The 18,459-nt window shown below is 61.8% G+C and carries 19 protein-coding genes; 10 read left to right on the top strand and 9 right to left on the bottom strand.

Annotation, left to right across the window (positions count from 1 at the left end):
* Positions 1–21 precede the first annotated feature (21 nt).
* Both K8B33_RS05465 and K8B33_RS05470 read right to left on the bottom strand, forming a co-directional pair.
* Entirely contained in the window at positions 22–630 is a 609-nt protein-coding gene (locus K8B33_RS05465) for a chalcone isomerase family protein (protein ID WP_223424190.1), read from the bottom strand.
* 112 nt (positions 631–742) lie between these two features.
* A complete protein-coding gene (locus K8B33_RS05470; RefSeq protein WP_223424192.1) occupies positions 743–1,144 on the bottom strand; it encodes an acyl-CoA thioesterase in 402 nt (133 codons plus the stop codon).
* Between the two features lie 218 nt (positions 1,145–1,362).
* On the opposite strand from K8B33_RS05470, the gene K8B33_RS05475 reads away from it, so the two are divergent.
* The 3 genes from K8B33_RS05475 (at position 1,363) to K8B33_RS05485 (ending at position 4,100) form a co-directional block, all read left to right on the top strand.
* Positions 1,363–1,647, top strand: coding sequence for a DUF427 domain-containing protein (locus K8B33_RS05475; protein WP_223424194.1), 285 nt, complete (start codon positions 1,363–1,365; stop codon positions 1,645–1,647).
* Between the two features lie 63 nt (positions 1,648–1,710).
* On the top strand, positions 1,711–2,238 hold the full coding sequence (locus K8B33_RS05480; protein ID WP_223424197.1) for a hypothetical protein: 528 nt from the start codon (positions 1,711–1,713) through the stop codon (positions 2,236–2,238).
* Between the two features lie 128 nt (positions 2,239–2,366).
* Positions 2,367–4,100 (top strand): ABC1 kinase family protein, encoded by a 1,734-nt coding sequence (locus K8B33_RS05485; protein WP_223424199.1) that lies wholly within the window; start codon positions 2,367–2,369, stop codon positions 4,098–4,100.
* A 1-nt stretch (position 4,101) separates the two neighbouring features.
* On the opposite strand, the gene K8B33_RS05490 is transcribed toward K8B33_RS05485, so the two are convergent.
* Positions 4,102–4,317, bottom strand: a complete 216-nt coding sequence (locus K8B33_RS05490) for a dodecin (RefSeq protein ID WP_223424201.1) — start codon at positions 4,315–4,317, stop codon at positions 4,102–4,104.
* Positions 4,318–4,425: 108 nt separating this feature from the next.
* The gene (locus tag K8B33_RS05495) at positions 4,426–5,142 is read right to left on the bottom strand and encodes a nitroreductase (protein ID WP_223424203.1); all 717 of its coding nucleotides are present in this window, start codon (positions 5,140–5,142) and stop codon (positions 4,426–4,428) included.
* Positions 5,143–5,313: 171 nt separating this feature from the next.
* On the opposite strand from K8B33_RS05495, the gene K8B33_RS05500 reads away from it, so the two are divergent.
* The 5 genes from K8B33_RS05500 (at position 5,314) to K8B33_RS05520 (ending at position 10,335) form a co-directional block, all read left to right on the top strand.
* Positions 5,314–5,802: a DUF1643 domain-containing protein gene (locus K8B33_RS05500; RefSeq protein ID WP_223424205.1), complete on the top strand. Its 489-nt coding sequence runs from the start codon at positions 5,314–5,316 to the stop codon at positions 5,800–5,802.
* A 292-nt stretch (positions 5,803–6,094) separates the two neighbouring features.
* Positions 6,095–6,700 (top strand): hypothetical protein, encoded by a 606-nt coding sequence (locus K8B33_RS05505; protein WP_223424208.1) that lies wholly within the window; start codon positions 6,095–6,097, stop codon positions 6,698–6,700.
* 87 nt (positions 6,701–6,787) lie between these two features.
* A complete protein-coding gene (locus K8B33_RS05510) occupies positions 6,788–7,363 on the top strand; it encodes a BLUF domain-containing protein (protein ID WP_223424210.1) in 576 nt (191 codons plus the stop codon).
* The gene (locus tag K8B33_RS05515; RefSeq protein WP_223424212.1) at positions 7,360–7,785 is read left to right on the top strand and encodes a DUF3429 domain-containing protein; all 426 of its coding nucleotides are present in this window, start codon (positions 7,360–7,362) and stop codon (positions 7,783–7,785) included. Before K8B33_RS05510 ends, K8B33_RS05515 begins: the two co-directional genes overlap by 4 nt.
* A 144-nt stretch (positions 7,786–7,929) precedes the next feature.
* Positions 7,930–10,335, top strand: coding sequence for a fatty acid cis/trans isomerase (locus K8B33_RS05520; RefSeq protein WP_223424214.1), 2,406 nt, complete (start codon positions 7,930–7,932; stop codon positions 10,333–10,335).
* 103 nt (positions 10,336–10,438) lie between these two features.
* Here the strand turns inward: K8B33_RS05520 and K8B33_RS05525 are convergent, their stop codons facing one another.
* A complete protein-coding gene (locus K8B33_RS05525; RefSeq protein WP_223424217.1) occupies positions 10,439–12,205 on the bottom strand; it encodes a DEAD/DEAH box helicase in 1,767 nt (588 codons plus the stop codon).
* A gap of 330 nt (positions 12,206–12,535) precedes the next feature.
* Here K8B33_RS05525 and K8B33_RS05530 point away from each other — a divergent pair, with 330 nt between their 5' ends.
* The gene (locus K8B33_RS05530) at positions 12,536–12,985 is read left to right on the top strand and encodes a YaiI/YqxD family protein (RefSeq protein WP_223424219.1); all 450 of its coding nucleotides are present in this window, start codon (positions 12,536–12,538) and stop codon (positions 12,983–12,985) included.
* 72 nt (positions 12,986–13,057) lie between these two features.
* Positions 13,058–14,521 carry an alanine/glycine:cation symporter family protein gene (locus K8B33_RS05535; RefSeq protein WP_223424221.1) on the top strand — a complete coding sequence of 488 codons (1,464 nt, stop codon included), beginning with the start codon at positions 13,058–13,060 and terminating at the stop codon, positions 14,519–14,521.
* Positions 14,522–14,542: 21 nt separating this feature from the next.
* On the opposite strand, the gene K8B33_RS05540 is transcribed toward K8B33_RS05535, so the two are convergent.
* From K8B33_RS05540 to K8B33_RS05555, 4 genes are read right to left on the bottom strand one after another with little or no spacing between them, the layout of a single operon-like run.
* Positions 14,543–15,391: a heme ABC transporter ATP-binding protein gene (locus K8B33_RS05540; RefSeq protein WP_223424223.1), complete on the bottom strand. Its 849-nt coding sequence runs from the start codon at positions 15,389–15,391 to the stop codon at positions 14,543–14,545.
* Between the two features lie 14 nt (positions 15,392–15,405).
* Positions 15,406–16,431, bottom strand: coding sequence for a FecCD family ABC transporter permease (locus tag K8B33_RS05545; RefSeq protein WP_223424226.1), 1,026 nt, complete (start codon positions 16,429–16,431; stop codon positions 15,406–15,408).
* Positions 16,419–17,351 carry a heme/hemin ABC transporter substrate-binding protein gene (locus K8B33_RS05550; protein ID WP_223424229.1) on the bottom strand — a complete coding sequence of 311 codons (933 nt, stop codon included), beginning with the start codon at positions 17,349–17,351 and terminating at the stop codon, positions 16,419–16,421. Before K8B33_RS05550 ends, K8B33_RS05545 begins: the two co-directional genes overlap by 13 nt.
* Before the next feature lie 11 nt (positions 17,352–17,362).
* Positions 17,363–18,457: a hemin-degrading factor gene (locus K8B33_RS05555; protein WP_223424231.1), complete on the bottom strand. Its 1,095-nt coding sequence runs from the start codon at positions 18,455–18,457 to the stop codon at positions 17,363–17,365.
* Positions 18,458–18,459 lie beyond the last annotated feature (2 nt).

An 18,459-nucleotide genomic window follows, 5' to 3' on the forward strand; every position in this document is an offset into this window, starting at 1 on the left:
ACCGTGCCTGTATGGCCTGTATCAGCGCCCGAGCATATCGCGCTTGAGGGAATCCTGAACGGGGTCTTTGCCCAGATAGATGCCGAACAGCACCTGTTTGAAATCCAGGCCTTCGATTACCCGCAGGGTCTCGTCGTTGCGCAGGAAACGGGTGCCCTCATCCGGGCGATAGATAAAACGAAAAACGTCGCCGTCTTTTATGTCAATGTCCGCCATGTCTTCACGCAATTCGGCAAGAAAGGGCGCGTAGTCCGGGTAGTCGTCGCCGGCGGATTTGCGAAAGCCGTCTTCGATGGAATCCATGAAGCGTTTTTGCGTCACCCGCGACGAGGTGATGGTCAGCTGTACCGCCTGCACCTCGTCGCGCCGGATGATTTCCTCGGCATCCTGTTCCCGGGATTGCAGGTAAAGGCCCGCAACATAGACATTCATGAGGTACTTGTTACGCTGGCCCTCGCCGTTAAGTGTCAGCGTGATGTCGTCGACCGTGATTGTTTCCGGCAGTGTCGCAGCAGTGGCCATGCTGCCAACCAGCAGCATCACGATAAAGCACAGGCGCTGCAGGCCATGAGTGCGCTGACGGGGCTGGGGTACAACGATGCGATGCACGGCAATCTCCTTGGTGGCCACTCTTTTGCTATCCCTTTGGGACCGGAACCGCCGCCCGCATGTTCCGCCGTCGGTGGCGCCCGGCCCAGTACTTTCAGTGTTTTACAGTCCGCAGTGTTTTACAGCCCGCCTTTTACTGGCCACTTTTCAGGGCAAGCCCTTCCAGTTTCTCGCGCTTGTCCTGCGGAAGCGGTGCCGAGCGCTGGGTAGCATGGTCAAAATACACCTGCACCGCTCTGCCTCGGGCGACGCAAGCGCCGCTCTGCCAGGCTTCCTGACAGACATGAAAAGAACTGTTGCCGATGCTATCAATCCAGGTGCGTATCTCGACATTCGTGCCGTAGTAGATCTGGGCGACGAAATCCACTTCGATACGTGCCAGGATCAACGGCATTTTCTTTGCGTCGTCGGGCTCGGCAAACACCTCGAACACGGTGGCGCGCCCGGTTTCGAACCAGCCGGCCACAACGGTGTTGTTGATGTGGCCAAAGGCATCGGTTTCGTAGAAACGGGGAACAAGTATCAGGCTGTGCATCCGGACTCCTGTATCTGGCAGTGGGCTGCCGGTTGGCAATGGGACGCACGAGTATACCTGTCTGTGGCGTTCCATCTGGGCCGAAATCCCGATTCCAGCGGCATCGATTTCCGGTATTCTGATGCACATCCTATTTTTTGAATTTGATTCAACTATTATCAGGCAATCAAACAGGCAGTCCGGACCCTGTGCCGCCTGCCCTTTTCCGGGGGAGCACCATGAAAGCCATCTGGCAGGGGCATGTTATTGCCCAGAGCGAACGCACTATCGTGCTCGGTGGGCACCACTACTTTCCATGCGAGTGCGTGGACCAGGCCTATCTGGGCGACAGCCCGCAGCGGGGGCAGCATCCCGTCGCCGGCGAGCTGTGCTACTACCATCTGCAGTCGCCAGACGGTCCGCAGGAGCAGAATGCGGCCTGGCTGGTGGTCGCCCCCCAAGGGGAAATGGCCATTCTGGCCGATCATATCGGTTTCGAATTGTGCGTTGACGTGATCAGCTGACCCGCTGTAGTATTTTGTACTACATCAATTGCCAGCCCACTCATTGTCTACGTGGAAACCGTCATGGCGGACAGCAGCAAGACAGGTCGCCGGGGCCGCAAGCCCTCGGAAGACGCGGAACGCAAGGATCGTGTGATCCAGACCCGGGTGCCCCGGGACCTGGAAACGACATTGAAAGACGCCGCCGAGCGCGAGCGCGTCAGCGTGTCCCACCTGATCCGTCATGTGCTGGAAGACACCTTCAACCTGGTGGACAACATCGTCGCCGATTCCGCCAGCCTGGTGGGCAATGTGACGCGGGATGCCAAGCGGCTCGCGGCGTCTGCCCGGGGCGAGCGCGCCCCTGGCAGTATGAGTGGCAGCACGAGTGAGGCCGCCTCGCCGCGGGTCCCCGCTGCCCAGGGGGGCGACGAAGCTGCTGCCCTGCTGGAGGCGGTGGATGCCTGGCAGGACGTGATCATCAACCGCGCCGATCACTGTGTGCAGTGCGGCGTCGCGCTCAAGCGCGGGCAGCGTGCCTTCCGGGGCCTGAGCAGTATTCCCGGCGCACCGGCCGTCTGGCTGTGTGGTGACTGCATCACGACCTTGTAATCACGCATTGAAAACAGGCGCTCTCGTCGAGCGCCGTTTTTTTACCCTGATTTGTACTACAAAATATGACATTTCTCCGGGCTCATTTTTCCGGGGCACATTTTTCCGGGATAGAAGAGGACAACACCATGCGTCAGGCTGACTCAACGGAACAGGCAAACGCAGTGACGACGGGCGCTATCGCGACATCCGCCCCAGCAGGAGACAAAACGTCTCGCTGGCAGGCGCTGCACGATTTCGCCGATGCCCGCAGCACCGACGGCGGCCTGCGCGCCTGGCTGACGATTCTTGATGCCAGCATCAAGACGCTGGAAAAGGCGGCCTGGCAGGGCCGGGCTCTGGCCGAGCAGGCCCGCGAGGGCTGGCGCCTGGTCGAGTCCGGCGCCAGCGATATGGCCACGGAATACCAGAACTTTTCCAACGAAGCCAAGCGCTGGCCCGCGCGCCTCAAGCGCCTGACAATCACCGGCTGGATGCTCACGCGGGTGGCCACCAGCTACCGCTTCTGGGGCACGCGCAGTGCCTTTATCAGCGCCGGGCGCCGGGACGCCGCACTGCATGAGCTGCATCGGCGCAATGCACGACGATTCCGGGATACCTCATTGGCCCAGGGCGGTGCCTTTCTGAAGATCGGCCAGTTGTTGTCCACGCGGCCAGACCTGTTGCCTGCGGCCTGGGTCGAAGAGCTTGCGGTATTGCAGGACCAGGCCATGCCGGAAGCGCCGGCGCAAATTCGCGCTGTGATCGAAGCCGATCTGGGCGCGCCGCTGGCCACCCTGTTTGCCGAGTTCGACGAAACGCCGCTGGCCTGTGCCAGCATCGGCCAGGTTCACCGGGCCCGGTTGCACGATGGGCGCGAGGTGGCCGTCAAGGTGCAGCGCCCGGGGCTCAGCGACATCATCGAGCTGGATCTGACGCTGCTGGGGATTTTCATGGACAGCGTCAGCAGCCTGTTGCCGCCCACGGACATGAGCACCATTGTCGGCGAGATCGAGCGCAGCGTGCGCGAGGAGCTGGATTACGCGGGCGAAACCCGCATCACGGCACAGATGAATCAGGCACTGAAAGACATGCCGGGGGTCCACGTTCCCGCGCCAGTGAAAGAGCTGTGCAGCGCGCATGTGATGACCAGCGAATTCATCCATGGCCGCAAATTCACCACGGTACTGGAGGAAGCCCACCAGGCCGGCGACAACGCCACGGTAGAAAGCCTGCTCGGGCGGTTGCTGGATGTGTATCTCAAGCAGGTGCTGCGGCTGGGCATGTTCCAGGCCGATCCGCACCCCGGCAATCTGATGGTCAGCGACGACGGTGATCTGGTGCTGCTGGATTTCGGTTGCACGGCGGTGTTCACCGACGAGCGGCGCCAGCGTTATTTCCGGGTGCTACAAGCGGCGATCGTCGGCGATAGTGACACGATTGCGCAGGAACTGGACCGTCTTGGTTTTGCCACCCGCAGTGGCGAGCCGGCCACGCTGCTGGCGTTCGCCGATGCCCTGCTGACCCAGTTCCGGGATGCCGCATTACGCGGTCAGGATGGCGCCTTGTGGCCTACGCCGGAGGAATTGATGAGCCGGGCCCGGGATCTGCTGCATCAGGCCAACGCCGATCCGGTGGACACCTTGCCGGCGGATTTCATTCTGCTGGCGCGGGTGTTCGGATCGTTGAGTGGGCTGTTCATGCACTATCAGCCGAAGCTGGATCTGGCGCGCTGCCTGCTGCCCTATCTGATGGCCACGGATGACGCTGACACTGTCACGGCACGCCGCAGCGATATGCTGGCCACAGAGACGCCAGCCGGTTTGCTGACTCGCGGCTGGCGCGCGCTGCGGCGCCCGGCAGCGGGCAGTGCGGGCGCCTGACTCAGCTGTTTTCGATGCGGAAGCCGACTTTCAGGCCGACCTGATAGTGGCCGACTTTGCCGTTCTCGATATGGCCTCGGGTTTCCGTCACTTCGAACCATTCCATCATCTTGACGGATTTGGCGCACTCGGCCAGCGCGTTGTTGATGGCATCCTCGATGCTTTTCTTTGAGGAACCCACAACTTCGATTTTCTTGTAGGTGTGATGATCAGTCATGACACTCTCCCGGATGCGCTACAGTGTTTACCAGTCTGATCCTCACCCCTCGGGCTATCAACCGCGCTTTACGTCCTATTACCTTTGCCTGGGCTTTCACCAGCGCGTTTACCGAGACGGCACCTTGAGATCCGCCAGGGAGCGGCGCTCAGGGCGATAGCTGTTAACCACATCGTCTGCCGGGTATCCCAGTGAAACACCGCAGAGCAATTGGTAGTCCGCCGGAATATCGAATTCTGCCGCCACCGGTGAGCGCCACAACGCAAGGGCGCCCTGGGCGCAGGTGCCCAACCCCTGATCGGTAGCGGCCAGCATCAGGCTTTGCAGGAAAATGCCCGCATCCAGCGCTGAATAGGCACCCAGGCCCTTGTGGGCAAAGATAAACAGCGCAACCGGCGCATCAAAAAACGAAAAGTTGCGCGCCATTTGTGCATCGCGGGCGGCATGGTCGCCGCGTTCGATGCCCAGCAGGTTATACAGACCATGGCCGGTGGCCACGCGGCGCGGTTGCAGATCGCTGGGGTATTTCAGAATCGGTTTGAAATCGCCATCCGGCAGCACACCACCGCGCACCGCCGCTGCCAGTTTTTTCCAGGCTGGCGCACGCTGCAAGGTCGACACCCGGGCGAACCGCTCACTCAGTGCCTGGCGCAGGGTGTCCACTTGTGCGCCCCGGGCCACCGCCACTTTATAAGGCTGCGTGTTCGACCAGCTGGGCGATTCCAGCGCCTGGGTCAGTAGCGCATCAATCACCTCCTCAGATACCGGGGTGTCGCTGAATGCACGAATACTACGACGCTGCTGCAGCACATCACTGAATTCCATGGTCTGTTCTCGCTTGCTTGCGTGGCTGTTTGTGTGGCTTGTTTATAAGCACCGGACACTAGCGCTTTCTGCGGGGATACACACTGACCGGAAATATCACCCCCTTGAGCGCCTTTGCTCGGCGGGGCCCTGGCTGGCACTTGGCCCGGTGGCACGGGTAAGATGCGCGCCATGAAACGTGATGCCCGATTTTCCCGTTGCCGTCAGTACCGCTATGCCCTGTGGCGCTGGTGGGGCGATGACGCCGCCGCCACACCGCCGGAAGCGAGCCGTTACGCCTTGATCATCGGCCTGAACCCCTCCACGGCAGACCATCTGCAGGATGACCCGACCATCCGGCGCTGCATCGGCTTTGCCCGGGACTGGGGCTATGACGGGCTGTGTGTGGCCAACCTGTTTGCCTGGCGGGCGACCTACCCGGAAGACCTCAAGGGCGCCGCCGATCCGGTGGGCCCGCGCAACAACTACTGGCTGCGACGCCTGGCCGCCAACGCGGAAGTGGTCGTCGCCGGCTGGGGCAACCACGGCCTGCACCTGGACCGCGCCGCCCGCGTGCGGCGCATGTTGCCGGACTGCCATATCCTGCGCCTGAACACCTCAGGCGAACCCGCCCACCCCCTCTACCTCCCCAAAACCCTCCGCCCCCAACCCTGGCGATAACCCCCCGTAGCCCCCGTAGGGTGTGCTGAGCCTTGGCGAATCGGACTGGCGCACCAGCGCACCATGAACACTTGCAGCTACTACCAGGGTTTGGGCAGTGAACTCGGGCTACCGGTGCGCTTCGCCAAGGCTCAGCACACCCTACGGGCGGCAGATATTGAATAGGGTTCGTGACGTGCAGGGTCGGATAGCGGATATGCGACGGGTTTCCGCTTTTGTGCTGTGATGGATGATTGAATGTCGCTACAGACCAGCCCAGAATCCGGGGTATTCATTTTTTGGGGTTTTTGAGATGCGTTATCTGACAACAATACTGTTATCCGCCGCCATGCTGACGGCGTGTGGTGGCTCAGACGACAACCGCAGCTTCCTGACCGGCTATATGTTGTCACCCGATCCAGACACGATTGATCTGGACGATGAGGTCAATGGGTTCGGCGGTGCGCGCTGCAATACCAATGAAGATTTCTGGTATCAGGTGGCCGTCTATGATCTCGACAGTTCAAACACACATTCGAAATGGACGCTGCTGTTCCGGGCACCATCCAACATCACCGGTACAGTGACCGCCTCCAGCGGGAGCCAGCCCACGTTCCGTCTGCTCAGCAATTACCAGATGCAGTCCGATGGCAGCAACTCCAACTGTCTCACCCATGATGATCACGAGAGAATTTTCAGAGCCGTCAGTGGCTACGTCAATTTTGACTCTGTGGAAGATGCCAATTTCCAGCTGACGTTTGAGGAAAGAAGCAGCTTCAATGGCCCGCCGATTGATGACAATCCGCAGCTGGTCACGGTGAGTGGCTGCTGGCGTGTCAGCAACAGCCGCACATCCTGCTGGGATGGCAGCACCGCAGACGATGAAGAAGACGAGGGCGATGAGGACGAAACGCCCTGATCCTGGCCGGACACCAACCCTTCACATTCACGCTCCCCTGCCCCACCCAATGTTTCCATAACGAATGGATGCAAATTGGGTGGGGCCATGAGCGAACTGATTCAGATCGTCTATATAAGCAGGGCAACGTTCGAGGCCGGTCCGCGAGAAAACGGTGTTGAGCCGCATGTTGCGCGCATTCTGTTGAAATCCCGTCAGAACAACCCCCGGCAAGGCCTGGTGGGCGTGCTGTTCTACGGCGATGGCAACTTCTTCCAGTGCATTGAAGGTGAGCGCGAGGCGGTGGAGTCACTGTTCACGCGCATCAGCGCCGATTCCCGGCACAAGGACGTGCGCGTGCTGAGCGTGCGGAATATCGAGGTGCGCACCTTCAATGAATGGTCCATGAAGTATGTGCCGGCCGCCCGCGAAGTCATGATGACGGTCAAGGCGTTCGGTTTTGATCATTTTGATCCTTACCGGTTCAACGAAGACCAGGTGGCAGAAATGCTGGCGCTACTGCAGCGCATCAGCGATCCGACACTGGGTCGCCTGAACAGTGCCGCACCGCCACCGGGGGAGGCGCACGACTTCATGGGGCTCACCTATCTGGCCCTTGCCATTGCGACGCTGGCGCTAGCCGTCTCCTGCATCAATCTGGCGATGACCATGGAGTGGCTGTGATTGCCTTGACCCACCACTGGATTCATCGGCTCGGCTATGCCGGGCTGATTCCATTTGTGACACTGACGTTGATCATCTGGACCTGGCCGGCGCTCCACTGGCCGGGGGAGGTGCTGCTGGCCTACGGCGCACTGATTTTCTGTTTTGTCGGCGCCATTCATTTCGGTTTTGGTATCGCGGATGAGCGTATGACGCCGGGCGGCATCATCTGGAGCATCATGCCTGTGGCGATGGCCACGCCGATGCTGCTGGCGCCGCCCGCGTTGGGGCTGCCACTGGTGGCTGCCGGGCTGGTGCTGGCCTGGACGCTGGACCAGACGCTGTTTGAAACCATTCTGCCGCCCTGGTACCGCAATCTGCGCGACAAGCTGACGGCTGGCGCCGTGCTCGCGTTGATGATCGGCTGGCTTGGCGTGATGTGAAGTGATGTGATCTGATCGGCTGTGACGGTATAAAACAGCGCAAAATTTCGTCTAATACAGCGCTGATACATGGCCCCTGCAAAGTCTTCCGCTTAGGATGAACCGCATAATTCAAAGGACAGACGACAGCGGGAGCGACATGTCATGGATTTCAGAACCCTGCTCCGACACGCAGCAGCACGTATAAACGGGCGCCTTGCCTGGCTCACAGCCCTGCTTTTCGCACTCGCCGCTTGCTCAGACCCCGGCGCGCGCGCACCGGAACCGGTCCCCCTGCCCGCTCCCGTCAGCCGGGACGTGTCTTTCCATGACGACATACGTCCGATTCTGGAAAGCAAATGCCTGAGCTGCCACAGCTGCTATGACGCGCCCTGCCAACTGAAACTGGAAACCGCTGAGGGCCTGGTTCGTGGTGGCCATGCGGAAGAAGCCTACAACGGCACACGCACCAGAGCCCAGACACCGACACGCCTCGGCATTGATGCGGAGGGCGAAGACGCCTGGCGCGCACTGGGCTTCCATTCGGTGCTGGAGGGTGGAGAGGATCATCGCGCGCTGCTGTACAACATGGTGGCGCTGGGCAAGCAACGCCCGCTGCCGCCCAACACCCGTTTACCCGACAACATTGAGCTCGGTATCACACGCCAGAACAGCTGCGAGGCCAGCGAAGATTTCGAGCGCTATGCCAAAAAGCATCCGCAGGAGGGCATGCCGCTGGCCGTCACGGGCCTGACCAATAAAGAGTTCTCGCTGATTGCCGGATGGTTGAATCAGGGCGCACAGGTGCCGGATACATCGACAGACATCAGCGGGGACGAACAAGCGGTTATTGATGAGTGGGAAGCATTCCTCAATCGGGACAACAAGCGCGCGCAGCTGGTATCACGCTGGCTGTTCGAGCATATGTTCCTGGCGCATCTGTATTTTGAGGATTTGCACAGCGACACCGCGCAAGACGCTGCCCCCCGGTTCTTCGAGATGATCCGCTCGGCTACACCGCCTGGCGAAGCTATCGTGCCGATTGCCACAGCGCGGCCCAACGATCCGCCGGACGGCCCCGTTTATTATCGCCTGCGACCGGTCTCCGGCAGCATTGTGCACAAGCGGCATATCGTACTGCCGGTGGGTGACGCGATGATGGCGCGTATCGAATCGTTGTTCTTTGCCGAAGACTGGCCCATGGACACCCTGCCGGGTTATGGCTACGCAGAGCGCGCCAATCCGTTTGTCACCTTCGCAGCCATACCGGCACGGGCGCGGTACCAGTTCATGCTGGACCATGCCGAGTATTTTACTCGCACCTTTATTCGCGGCCCGGTTTGCCGGGGGCAGATCGCCACAGATGTGATACGGGATCATTTCTGGGCCCTGTTCCAGGACCCGGAGGACGATCTGTTCATTACCGACGGTGCTTACTACAACCTGGTGGCGCCGCTACTGGGGATGCCCGGGCAGGATGACAATCTACTCGCCGCAGGCAAGCACTGGCACGAATACCTGAAGAAGCGCAACACCTACCAGGCGTTGCGCACCGATGCCTACCGCGAAGCACATCCTGACGGCGCGTCGGTCGCGCATATCTGGGATGGTGACGGCGAAAACACCAACGCGCTGTTGAGCATTTTCCGCCACCATGACAGCGCCACCGTGGAGCGGGGCCTGATCGGGCCGGTGCCGCAAACCATCTGGTGGATGGATTACCCGCTGTTTGAACGCACTTATTATGAGCTGGTGGTCAATTTCAATGTATTCGGCAACGCGGCACATCAGGTGCAGACGCGGCTGTATTTTGATCTGATCCGCAACGGTTCGGAATATAATTTCCTGCGCTTGCTGCCCCCGGATGTACGACGGGCGGAACGGGATGACTGGTATCGTGGCAGCGGCAAGCTGAAGACGCATGTCACCTATGCGCCACTGGATGACAAGACGCCCTCGGCAGAATCCTTTCAAAGTGGTGCCGCGAAGCAGGAACTGGGTGTGCGCTTGCTGGAACATTTTTCCGACATCAACGTCATGGCGGAAGACCGGCTGAATCGCTGCAACAAGGACGACTGCGGGCGGCGCGATCAACCCGCATGGATCATGCAGACCGATCTTGCGTTGTCGCATCTGGCGGCTGTGCGCGCCAGTCACATGCCGGGCATCAAGCATCTTCCGGATGTCAGTTTCCTGCGGGTGACCGGTGAAGACGGCGAGCGCACGGTGTACTCGCTGGTGCGCAACCGCGCGCACACGAATGTCGCCTTCATGCTTGGCGAAGAACGGCGTTATGAGCCGGATCGGGATTACCTGGTGGTTTACCCCGGCATCATGGGCAGTTACCCGAACTTCATGTTCGATGTAGCCGCCAATGAGGTGGAGCAATTCAGCCGCCATCTGGGTGCCGCAGAAAGCGAAGAGGATTTCCGGGGCGTCGTGGCGCACTGGGGCGTGCGCAGAACACACCCGGACTTCTGGGATATCCTGCATGACTTCACGGCATGGCAGGCCGAGCATCAGCCCATTCAGGCGGGGATCTTCGATATCAACCGCTTCGAGAACCTGTAACGCAGGCGTGCTCAGACGGCAGACATGAAAAAGGCGCCCTAGGGCGCCTTTTTTTGTACTGCTTTACGTACTTGTCTTACGTGCTACGTCAGCTACCGCGCAATCAGCCATTAGCGCGGCGGGCTTTCGGCGCCCGCGCTGCTGCCGGACCGTCCTGGCGGATATTCATCTGCTGACCCGCTACCCAAACCTTTTTCAGGTGCGTCAGGGCAGAGGACGGCATGGATTCCGGCAGGTCCACGGTGCTGTGTTCCGGGAAGATATCAATGCGGCCAATATTGCCACTGGTCAGCTTGGCTTCATTGGCAATGGCGCCCACGATATTGGCGGGCTTGACCCCGTGGGTGCGGCCCACTTCGATGCGATAACGCACCATGCCCGCATCCGGCGTGGTTGGCGCGCGTGGCGCACGCGGTGCGCGATCTTCGCGGCCACCGGCACGTGCCTCGCGGCCACGGCTGTCATTGCTACGGCCACGCGGCTCACGGCTGTCACGCTCAGGGCGCTTCAGACGCACTACCGGTGCCGGCTTGTCGTCAGCAAACAGCGGCGCGTCGCCCTGGCTGATACGTGCCAGTGCTGCAGCGATATCCACCATTTCGGCGCCGGTTTCCTTGTGGCAGAGCTCCATCAGTTCGCGGAATTTTTCTGCCTTGCCGTCTTTCTCGCCCGCCGTCATGGCGTCAGTCAGACGTGCAATGAACTTGCGCTGACGCGCAGCGTTGATCGCAGCAGCGTTAGGCAGCGTCATTTCCGTGACTTTCTGGCGGGTCAGGCGTTCGATGCTCATCAGCATGCGTTTTTCACGCGGCGTCACGAACAGGATGGCATCGCCTTCGCGGCCCGCACGGCCGGTACGGCCAATCCGGTGCACGTAGGTTTCGCCATCGAACGGAATGTCGTAGTTCAACACCATGGAAATACGCGGCACATCCAGACCCCGGGCGACCACATCGGTGGCAACCAGAATGTCGATGCGGCCGTTCTTGATCTGCTCGACCACCTGTTCGCGCTGGGCCTGTGCCATATCGCCATTGAGGGCGGTAGCGCGGAAACCGGCGTTGCGCAGGAACTCGGCCAGCTCGACCGTGCTTTCCTTGGTGCGGGCAAACAGAATCACCCCTTCAAAGGTTTCTGTTTCCAGAACCCGTACCAGCGCATCCAGTTTGTCGCGCTGATTGATGAACAGGTAACGCTGTTTGATCAGCGCCACCGTGGCCGTCTTGGTGGACACGGTAATTTCCTGCGGATCTTTCAGAAAGCGCTGGGCCAGCTTGCGAATCGGCGGCGGCATGGTGGCAGACAGCAACGCGACCTGACAGGCCTTCGGCGTCTGTTCCATGACCCATTCCACGTCATCAATAAAGCCCATGCGCAGCATTTCGTCGGCTTCATCCAGCACCAGACACTGCAAGGTGTCCAGACGCAGGGTGCCGCGCTTGAGATGGTCGACAACGCGGCCGGGGGTGCCGACTACGATCTGCACGCCATCACGCAGTGCCTTGTTCTGGGGCCGGTAGTCCATGCCACCACACAGCGAAATCACGCGCAGGTTGCTGGCGTGTTTGCCGTAGTTTTCAAAGGATTCGGTTACCTGCAGCGCCAGTTCACGGGTCGGTGCGAGCACCAGCACCTGTACCGCCTGCGCCTGGGTGTTGCCGAAACGGGAAATCAGCGGCAAGGCAAATGCCGCTGTCTTGCCGGTGCCGGTCTGAGCCTGGCCGATAACATCGCGGCCGCCCATGATCAGCGGGATAATGGCTTCCTGAATGGAAGACGGGGTTGTATAACCCATTTCACCGATGGCCTTGAGGACAACGGTATCGAGACCCAGAGCGTCGAACGCCGGGATAGCGGTTTGATCAGACATGATTCACCTTGCGCAGTCAGGCTCGCGCCATGCGCTGTTGTGCAAAATATAAAGATTTCATCCAACAAACCTGCACGCAGTGCATGGGGTCGGAATCTTCTCACCAGGCTTCCCGTAAGAAGCCCGAGCCGTATCACGAGGATAGGGGAATGGGCCAGGACGGGGCACGATGTCAGCGAACTGACACGGGGCAGGCTGTCTGCGCTCGGAAACTGTGTATGGCTGCGCAGTGGTATCTGCCATCAAAGCGCGCGCAGTGTACATGACCCTTCGCAGAAGCGCCAGTGGTAGTGCATCATGGCCCCTACCCCTGCGATACGAAGAACTGCCATGCCGACAATCTGGGTTGATGCCGACGCCTGTCCCAACATGATCCGCGAGGTGCTGTTCCGCGCCGCTCAGCGGGTCCAGATGCCGATGATCCTGGTGGCCAACCAGCCACAGCGCACGCCGCCGGGCAATCTGATCCGGGCCATTCAGGTGCCCGGGGGCTTTGATGAGGCCGATGACTACATTGCCGAACAGGTAGCTGCCGGGGATCTGGTCATCACCGCGGACATCCCGCTGGCGGCTCGCACCATTGAGGTCGGGGCGGCGGCGCTGAATCCGCGCGGTGAGCTTTATACGCCGGACAACATCAGTCAGCGTCTGACGATGCGCAACTTCATGGAGGAAATGCGCGGTGCCGGGCTGGCCAGTGGCGGGCCGCCGCCCATGGACGGCAAAGACAAGCAGACTTTCGCCAACGCGCTGGATCGCTGGATTACTCAGGCGCGTTAGTTCGAGGAAGGACGTAACCCGCTCAACCACACCAAGAGAAAACCGGCGCAGGGAGTGGTAGGGTTATTGCCCATGGATGGGACTGTTGATACGCAAGCCGGTGCGCAAACCGACACCGAAGCCAGCACTGAGGCTGCCACAACGCTGATGCAGCTGCATGACCGGATTGAAGCGGCACTGAGCAGCTTCGCGACTTTCATGTGGGGCCCGCCGCTGGTGCTGCTACTGGTGGGCGGCGGCATCTTCTTTCTGATCTATTCCCGACTGCTGCCCTATCGCCACTTCGGCCATGCGCTGGGCATCCTGCGTGGCAAACATGATGATCCCGATGATGCGGAAAAGGATGCAGGCGACATCTCCCACTTTCGTGCCCTGAGCACCGCCCTGTCCGGCACGCTCGGGCTGGGCAATATTGCCGGGGTGGCGGTGGCGATTACCGCCGGTGGCCCCGGCGCGGTGTTCTGGATGTGGGTGACGGCCGTGGTCGGCGTTGCCACCAAGTTCTATACCTGCAGCCTGGCGATCATGTATCGCGGCCGCGACAGTGCCGGTGCCTTGCAGGGCGGGCCCATGTATGTGGTGCGTGAGGGGCTGGGCAAAGGCTGGTGGCCGCTGGCAACCCTGTTTGCCGTGGCCGGGTTGGTTGGCACCTTGCCGGTGTTTCAGGTCAATCAGCTGGTACAGACGCTCCGGGAAGTGGTGGCGGAACCAGCGGGCTGGGTCAGCGCCGACAACAGTTTTCGTTTTGATCTGTTCAGCGGCGTAGTGATTCTGGCGCTGGTCTGGGTGGTGGTAGCCGGGCGTATTCAACGGGTCGGCCTGGTCACCTCGCGGCTGGTGCCCGCCATGGTGCTGCTCTATATGGGCATGACCGTGACGGTACTCAGCCAGCATGTGTCTGCCATTCCCGCCGCTTTCGCGCTGATTTTTACGGATGCCTTCAGCGGGCAGGCGGTCGCCGGGGGTATTCTGGGCGCGGTGGTCATGGAGGGCGTGCGGCGCGGCGCGTTTTCCAATGAGGCCGGTATCGGCACCGAGGTCATGGCACATGGTGCTGCGCGCACGCGGGAGCCGGTGCGCGAGGGGCTGGTGGCGATGCTCGGGCCGGTGATTGATACGCTGCTGATCTGCACCTGCACGGCGCTGGTGGTGATTGTCACCGGCGCCTGGGTGGATACGGACAGCAAGGGCGTGTCGTTGACGCTGGATGCCTTTTCATCGGTGATGCCGGTCCTGGGTGGGCCGCTGCTGGCGCTCATGGTGACGCTGCTGAGCCTGAGCACGGTAATGACGTTCTGGTACTACGGCAGCAAGTGTCTGGGCTTTTTGCTGGGCGCCGAACATCAGCATCATTACATCTGGTTTTATGGCGCACTGATTTTGATTGGCAGCGTGGTATCGCTGGATATGGTGCTGGGGCTGATCGACGGCATGTATGCGGTGATGGCAATCCCCACCATGGTTGCCTCGCTGTTATTGGCGCCTCACGTCAACGCAGCGGCCAGAAGCTATTTCCGCCGGTTCAACACACGTTGAACACACGGAAGTGCTGATGGGCTACGCGGAAGCGCGCGACGCATCGCGCGAAGCATGACGCGATGGACAGACTCCATGGACACGCACCTGCATCAGTGGGCCGCGTGTATCCAGGCACGCATCCAGGCCATATACGGATGCCAGATTATCTTTTGTCAGCACACTTTCCGGCGGCCCGTCGGCGACGCATTCGCCATCTGCCAGCAACAGAATGCGGCTGCCATAGGCCGCAGCCAGGGACAGGTCGTGGCACGCCATGATCAGTGCGGTGTTTTCCTGCTGAGCCAGCGCGGCCAGTTGCGACATCAAGCGATATTGTTGCGCCGGGTCCAGCGCCGAGGTGGCTTCGTCCAGCAGCAATAGTCGCTCGCCGGACATGGCCCGCAGTTGCACCAGCACGCGCGCCAGTTGCACGCGCTGCTGCTCACCGCCGGACAAGCTGGTGTACAACCGCCCGGCCAGATGGCCGACATCGCACCAGGCCATCTGCGGGGCCACGGACGGGTGCGCACTGTTGCCGGCCTCTCGGCCCGGCAGCCCCTGTGCCACAACCTCTTCCGCCAGCATCGGAAAACTCAGCGTCACCTGTTGTGGCATGACGGCGCGGCGACGTGCCAGCACGGCAAGCGGCAACGCCGCCAGGGGCTCTCCGCACAGGCGAATGTCACCGGATTGCGCCGCCCATTCGCCCGACAGCACGCGCAGCAGCGTCGACTTGCCCGCACCGTTGGGCCCCAGCAGCATAACGCGCTCGCCAGCGTGTACGCGCAGGGAAACGTTGTTGAGCAAGCGCTGGCCATTGCGCACCAGCGAGATGTCGCGCGCCTGAAGCACGGGGTTGGGCAGGCGTGTTGTCGACGCATTATTCATAGGTCAGACGCTCATCAGAAGCGGCGCATCAACAGCGCCAGAAAAAAAGGCCCCCCAATCAGCGCCATCATCAGGCCGATGGGAAATTCTGCCGGGGCGACGATCAGCCGTGCGGCGGTATCCGCCAGCACCAGCAACACGGCGCCCAGTAACGCTGATGCGGGCAGCAGCATGCGGTGATCCACGCCCAGGGTCAGGCGCACCAGATGCGGTGCCACCAATCCGACAAAGCCGATCAACCCGGACACCGACACGGCGGCACCCACGGCCAGGGCACACATCACGACGATGCGCCGCTTCAGCCTGTCCACGTCATGGCCCAGATGCATCGCTACGGATTCGCCCAGCAGCACCGCATTCAGGGCGCGCGCCAGCGCCGGCATGGCCAGCAGCACCAGCAGTATCCAGGGCGCCACCAGACGCAGGTCTCGCCAGTCGGCCTGCGCCAGGCTGCCCATGGTCCAGAACGTCAGGGTGCGCAACTGACCGTCATCGGCAACGAAGGTGAGCACGCCCACCCCGGCCATGGCGATGGCATTGATGGCGATCCCGGCGAGCAGCAGCATGGCCACATGGGTCACGCCCTGGCGACTGCCAATGCGCCAGATCACCGCCGTGGTCAGCAAGGCGCAGGCAAAGGCCGCCAATGGCAAGGCCAGCCCCGGCACCGCCATATCCCAGCGCGCAAACAGGCGCTCGCCCAGCACAATGACACTGACCGCGCCCAATGCGGCGCCACTGGAAATACCGATCAGCCCGGGGTCCGCCAGCGGATTGCGAAACAGGCCCTGCAGCAGCGCTCCGGCCACCGCCAGTGCTGCGCCAACCAGCATCGCCAGCAGCAGGCGCGGCAGGCGCAGTTCGCGCACCACCAGTTGCACGGTGGCTTCGGCGTCCGTGGCAAACAATCCCTGCCAGACATCCGCCGTGGTCAGTGGCATGGGGCCGGTGCGCAATGCCAGCAAGGCGCCGAGCAACAACAACGCCAACAACACCGCAAACGTCGGGCGCACCGGCAGTCGTCCGGTTATCGGGACCACGCCATACCACCTTCACGCTCAATCTCGACGTCGGCCTCGCCTGCCCCGCTGGCCACATCCAGCACCTGCGTCATGGCTTCCGGCAAGCGCGGGCCGAAGCCCAGCAGCAACATGCTGTCGGCCACCAGAATGCGGCCCGCGCGCCCGGCAGGCGTCATGGCCAGTGCAGGCCAGTCGTCGGCACGGAATTCCCCTGGCCGGGCTTCTGCGATGATCACCATATCAGGGGCCAGCGCCAGCAACGCCTCGCTGCTCAGGGGCCGGTAACCACGCTGGTCGCGGACCGCGTTGGGCAACCCCAGGCTGTCCAGCAGCGCCTGTGCCTTGGTGTCCTGGCCGGCCAGGCGCACGCCGTGCCCCCCTGCAGACAGCAGGCACAACACCCGGGGCGGCTGCGCCAACGGCAAGCGTTCGTTGATGCGCGCAAAGGCCGCTTGCAGTTCCGCCACCAGGGCCGCACCTGCTTCGACGCGGCCGGTTTCTTTCGCCACCTGCTGTGCCCGGGCCAGCACACCCTCCGGTGAGTTGGTCGCTGTAATGGGCACGACCGTCGTGACCCGCTCAAGCTGACGCAGGGTACGTGCGGGGCCCGCTTCGTCCGCCGACACCAGTACCTTGTCCGGGCGCAACGAGACGATCCCTTCCACCGGCAGCTCGCGCACATAACCGATTTTCGGCAGGGCGCGCGCGGCGGGCGGCCAGACACTGGTGTCGTCCACAGCGATCAATTGATCTTGCGCCCCCAGGGCGTAAACCATTTCCGTCACCGCACCGCCGGCGACCACCAGGCGCTGCGCCAGCGCCGGTGGCGCCAGCAGCAGGCAGGCCAGTAACAAAGGAACCCGCACAGCGACGACCGTGCGCTTCGCGGGGCGGCTTTTCATAATGTCACTGATGGTGTCACTGATGGCGTCACTCATAGCCTCACTAGTCACGACGCTGTCTCAATCTGCGCCAGCAGGTCGCGCCAGGCAGGCAGTTCGGCTTTGCCCGGCTTGCGCTCACCGAACAGGCTGAGCACCAGTTCGCCATCTGCATTGAAGGCATCAAGTGAGGTGATGTCGCCGTCTTCGGAAGGCCGCCGCACCACCCACACCTGTGTCATCTCGCCGGTGCGCATATGCAGATTGAAATGTGGATCGAGCACGTTGAACCATTCGCCCGTGGACAACAGCCGATGCACGCGCCCGGTATAGATCTGCACGATGCCGCGATTGCCGACAAACGCCATGATTGGCGTGCCGATTTCCGCAACACTGTTGAGCACACTTTCGATGCTGCCCTGGGCCACCGGGCGCGCCCAGGGCTCGCCCACCTGCTGCAGCGCCGTCAGACGATCCAGCCCGTGGCGTCGCAGCATGTCGTGGAATTGATGCACATCGGTGATGGCCGCCCATTCGTCGCGCAATGGCTGCGGATCGGGCAATGACGGCTTGCGGTGGAAGACGGGCGCGGGTTGCAGCGCCAGCGCCGGGCGCTGATCCGCATCCGCCGCACGAAAACGCGCCACCAGTGCTGCCCAGGCCGCCATGTCCGTTTCCCCGGTGGCGTACACCTTGTGCACGGCCTGGCCGCTGTGATCGAACATTTGCAGGCTGTGGCGCGGGCCTTTCGGCCCGGCTTCCGTTACGGCACAGGCATGGCCCCAGTGCGAGAAAAACACGCGCAGGTCGATTTCGCCCAGGCACAACCCCATGCGGCCGCCTTCCATGACACTGAACTTGCTCATCTGGCCGGTGGTTTCGTGCACGACTTCATCGTTGCGCGCCAGCGTCATGATGCGACCGAGCAACGACAGGGACGGATAGATTTCCGTAAACGCCGGTTGCAGCCGTATCACCACGTCTTCCGGTTCGGTCAGCAGCAGTTCCAGCTCACTGACGCCGAGCATTGCCGCCGCATTGCGGATGCGCAGCCGGGGCTGTGTCTCGCGCAGCGCGCGCCACGCCGACTGCAGGGCGTCACGTTGTTCTGACGCACGGGTTGCTGTTGCCTGGGTTGTTTCTTGAGTCGCTGTGTGCGTCATGG

Origin of the sequence: Alcanivorax limicola (assembly GCF_019931215.1) — a bacterium.
Taxonomy (GTDB): Bacteria; Pseudomonadota; Gammaproteobacteria; order Pseudomonadales; family Alcanivoracaceae; genus Isoalcanivorax; species Isoalcanivorax limicola.

Coding starts and splice junctions, on each gene's coding strand:
- K8B33_RS05555 (WP_223424231.1), bottom strand. CDS start 18,457: ATGACGCACACAGCGACTCAAGAAACAACCCAGGCAACAGCAACCCGT.
- K8B33_RS05495 (WP_223424203.1), bottom strand. CDS start 5,142: ATGGAATTCAGTGATGTGCTGCAGCAGCGTCGTAGTATTCGTGCATTC.
- K8B33_RS05550 (WP_223424229.1), bottom strand. CDS start 17,351: ATGAGTGACGCCATCAGTGACACCATCAGTGACATTATGAAAAGCCGC.
- K8B33_RS05505 (WP_223424208.1), top strand. CDS start 6,095: ATGCGTTATCTGACAACAATACTGTTATCCGCCGCCATGCTGACGGCG.
- K8B33_RS05470 (WP_223424192.1), bottom strand. CDS start 1,144: ATGCACAGCCTGATACTTGTTCCCCGTTTCTACGAAACCGATGCCTTT.
- K8B33_RS05510 (WP_223424210.1), top strand. CDS start 6,788: ATGAGCGAACTGATTCAGATCGTCTATATAAGCAGGGCAACGTTCGAG.
- K8B33_RS05475 (WP_223424194.1), top strand. CDS start 1,363: ATGAAAGCCATCTGGCAGGGGCATGTTATTGCCCAGAGCGAACGCACT.
- K8B33_RS05500 (WP_223424205.1), top strand. CDS start 5,314: ATGAAACGTGATGCCCGATTTTCCCGTTGCCGTCAGTACCGCTATGCC.
- K8B33_RS05490 (WP_223424201.1), bottom strand. CDS start 4,317: ATGACTGATCATCACACCTACAAGAAAATCGAAGTTGTGGGTTCCTCA.
- K8B33_RS05535 (WP_223424221.1), top strand. CDS start 13,058: ATGGATGGGACTGTTGATACGCAAGCCGGTGCGCAAACCGACACCGAA.
- K8B33_RS05530 (WP_223424219.1), top strand. CDS start 12,536: ATGCCGACAATCTGGGTTGATGCCGACGCCTGTCCCAACATGATCCGC.
- K8B33_RS05540 (WP_223424223.1), bottom strand. CDS start 15,391: ATGAATAATGCGTCGACAACACGCCTGCCCAACCCCGTGCTTCAGGCG.
- K8B33_RS05520 (WP_223424214.1), top strand. CDS start 7,930: ATGGATTTCAGAACCCTGCTCCGACACGCAGCAGCACGTATAAACGGG.
- K8B33_RS05485 (WP_223424199.1), top strand. CDS start 2,367: ATGCGTCAGGCTGACTCAACGGAACAGGCAAACGCAGTGACGACGGGC.
- K8B33_RS05525 (WP_223424217.1), bottom strand. CDS start 12,205: ATGTCTGATCAAACCGCTATCCCGGCGTTCGACGCTCTGGGTCTCGAT.
- K8B33_RS05480 (WP_223424197.1), top strand. CDS start 1,711: ATGGCGGACAGCAGCAAGACAGGTCGCCGGGGCCGCAAGCCCTCGGAA.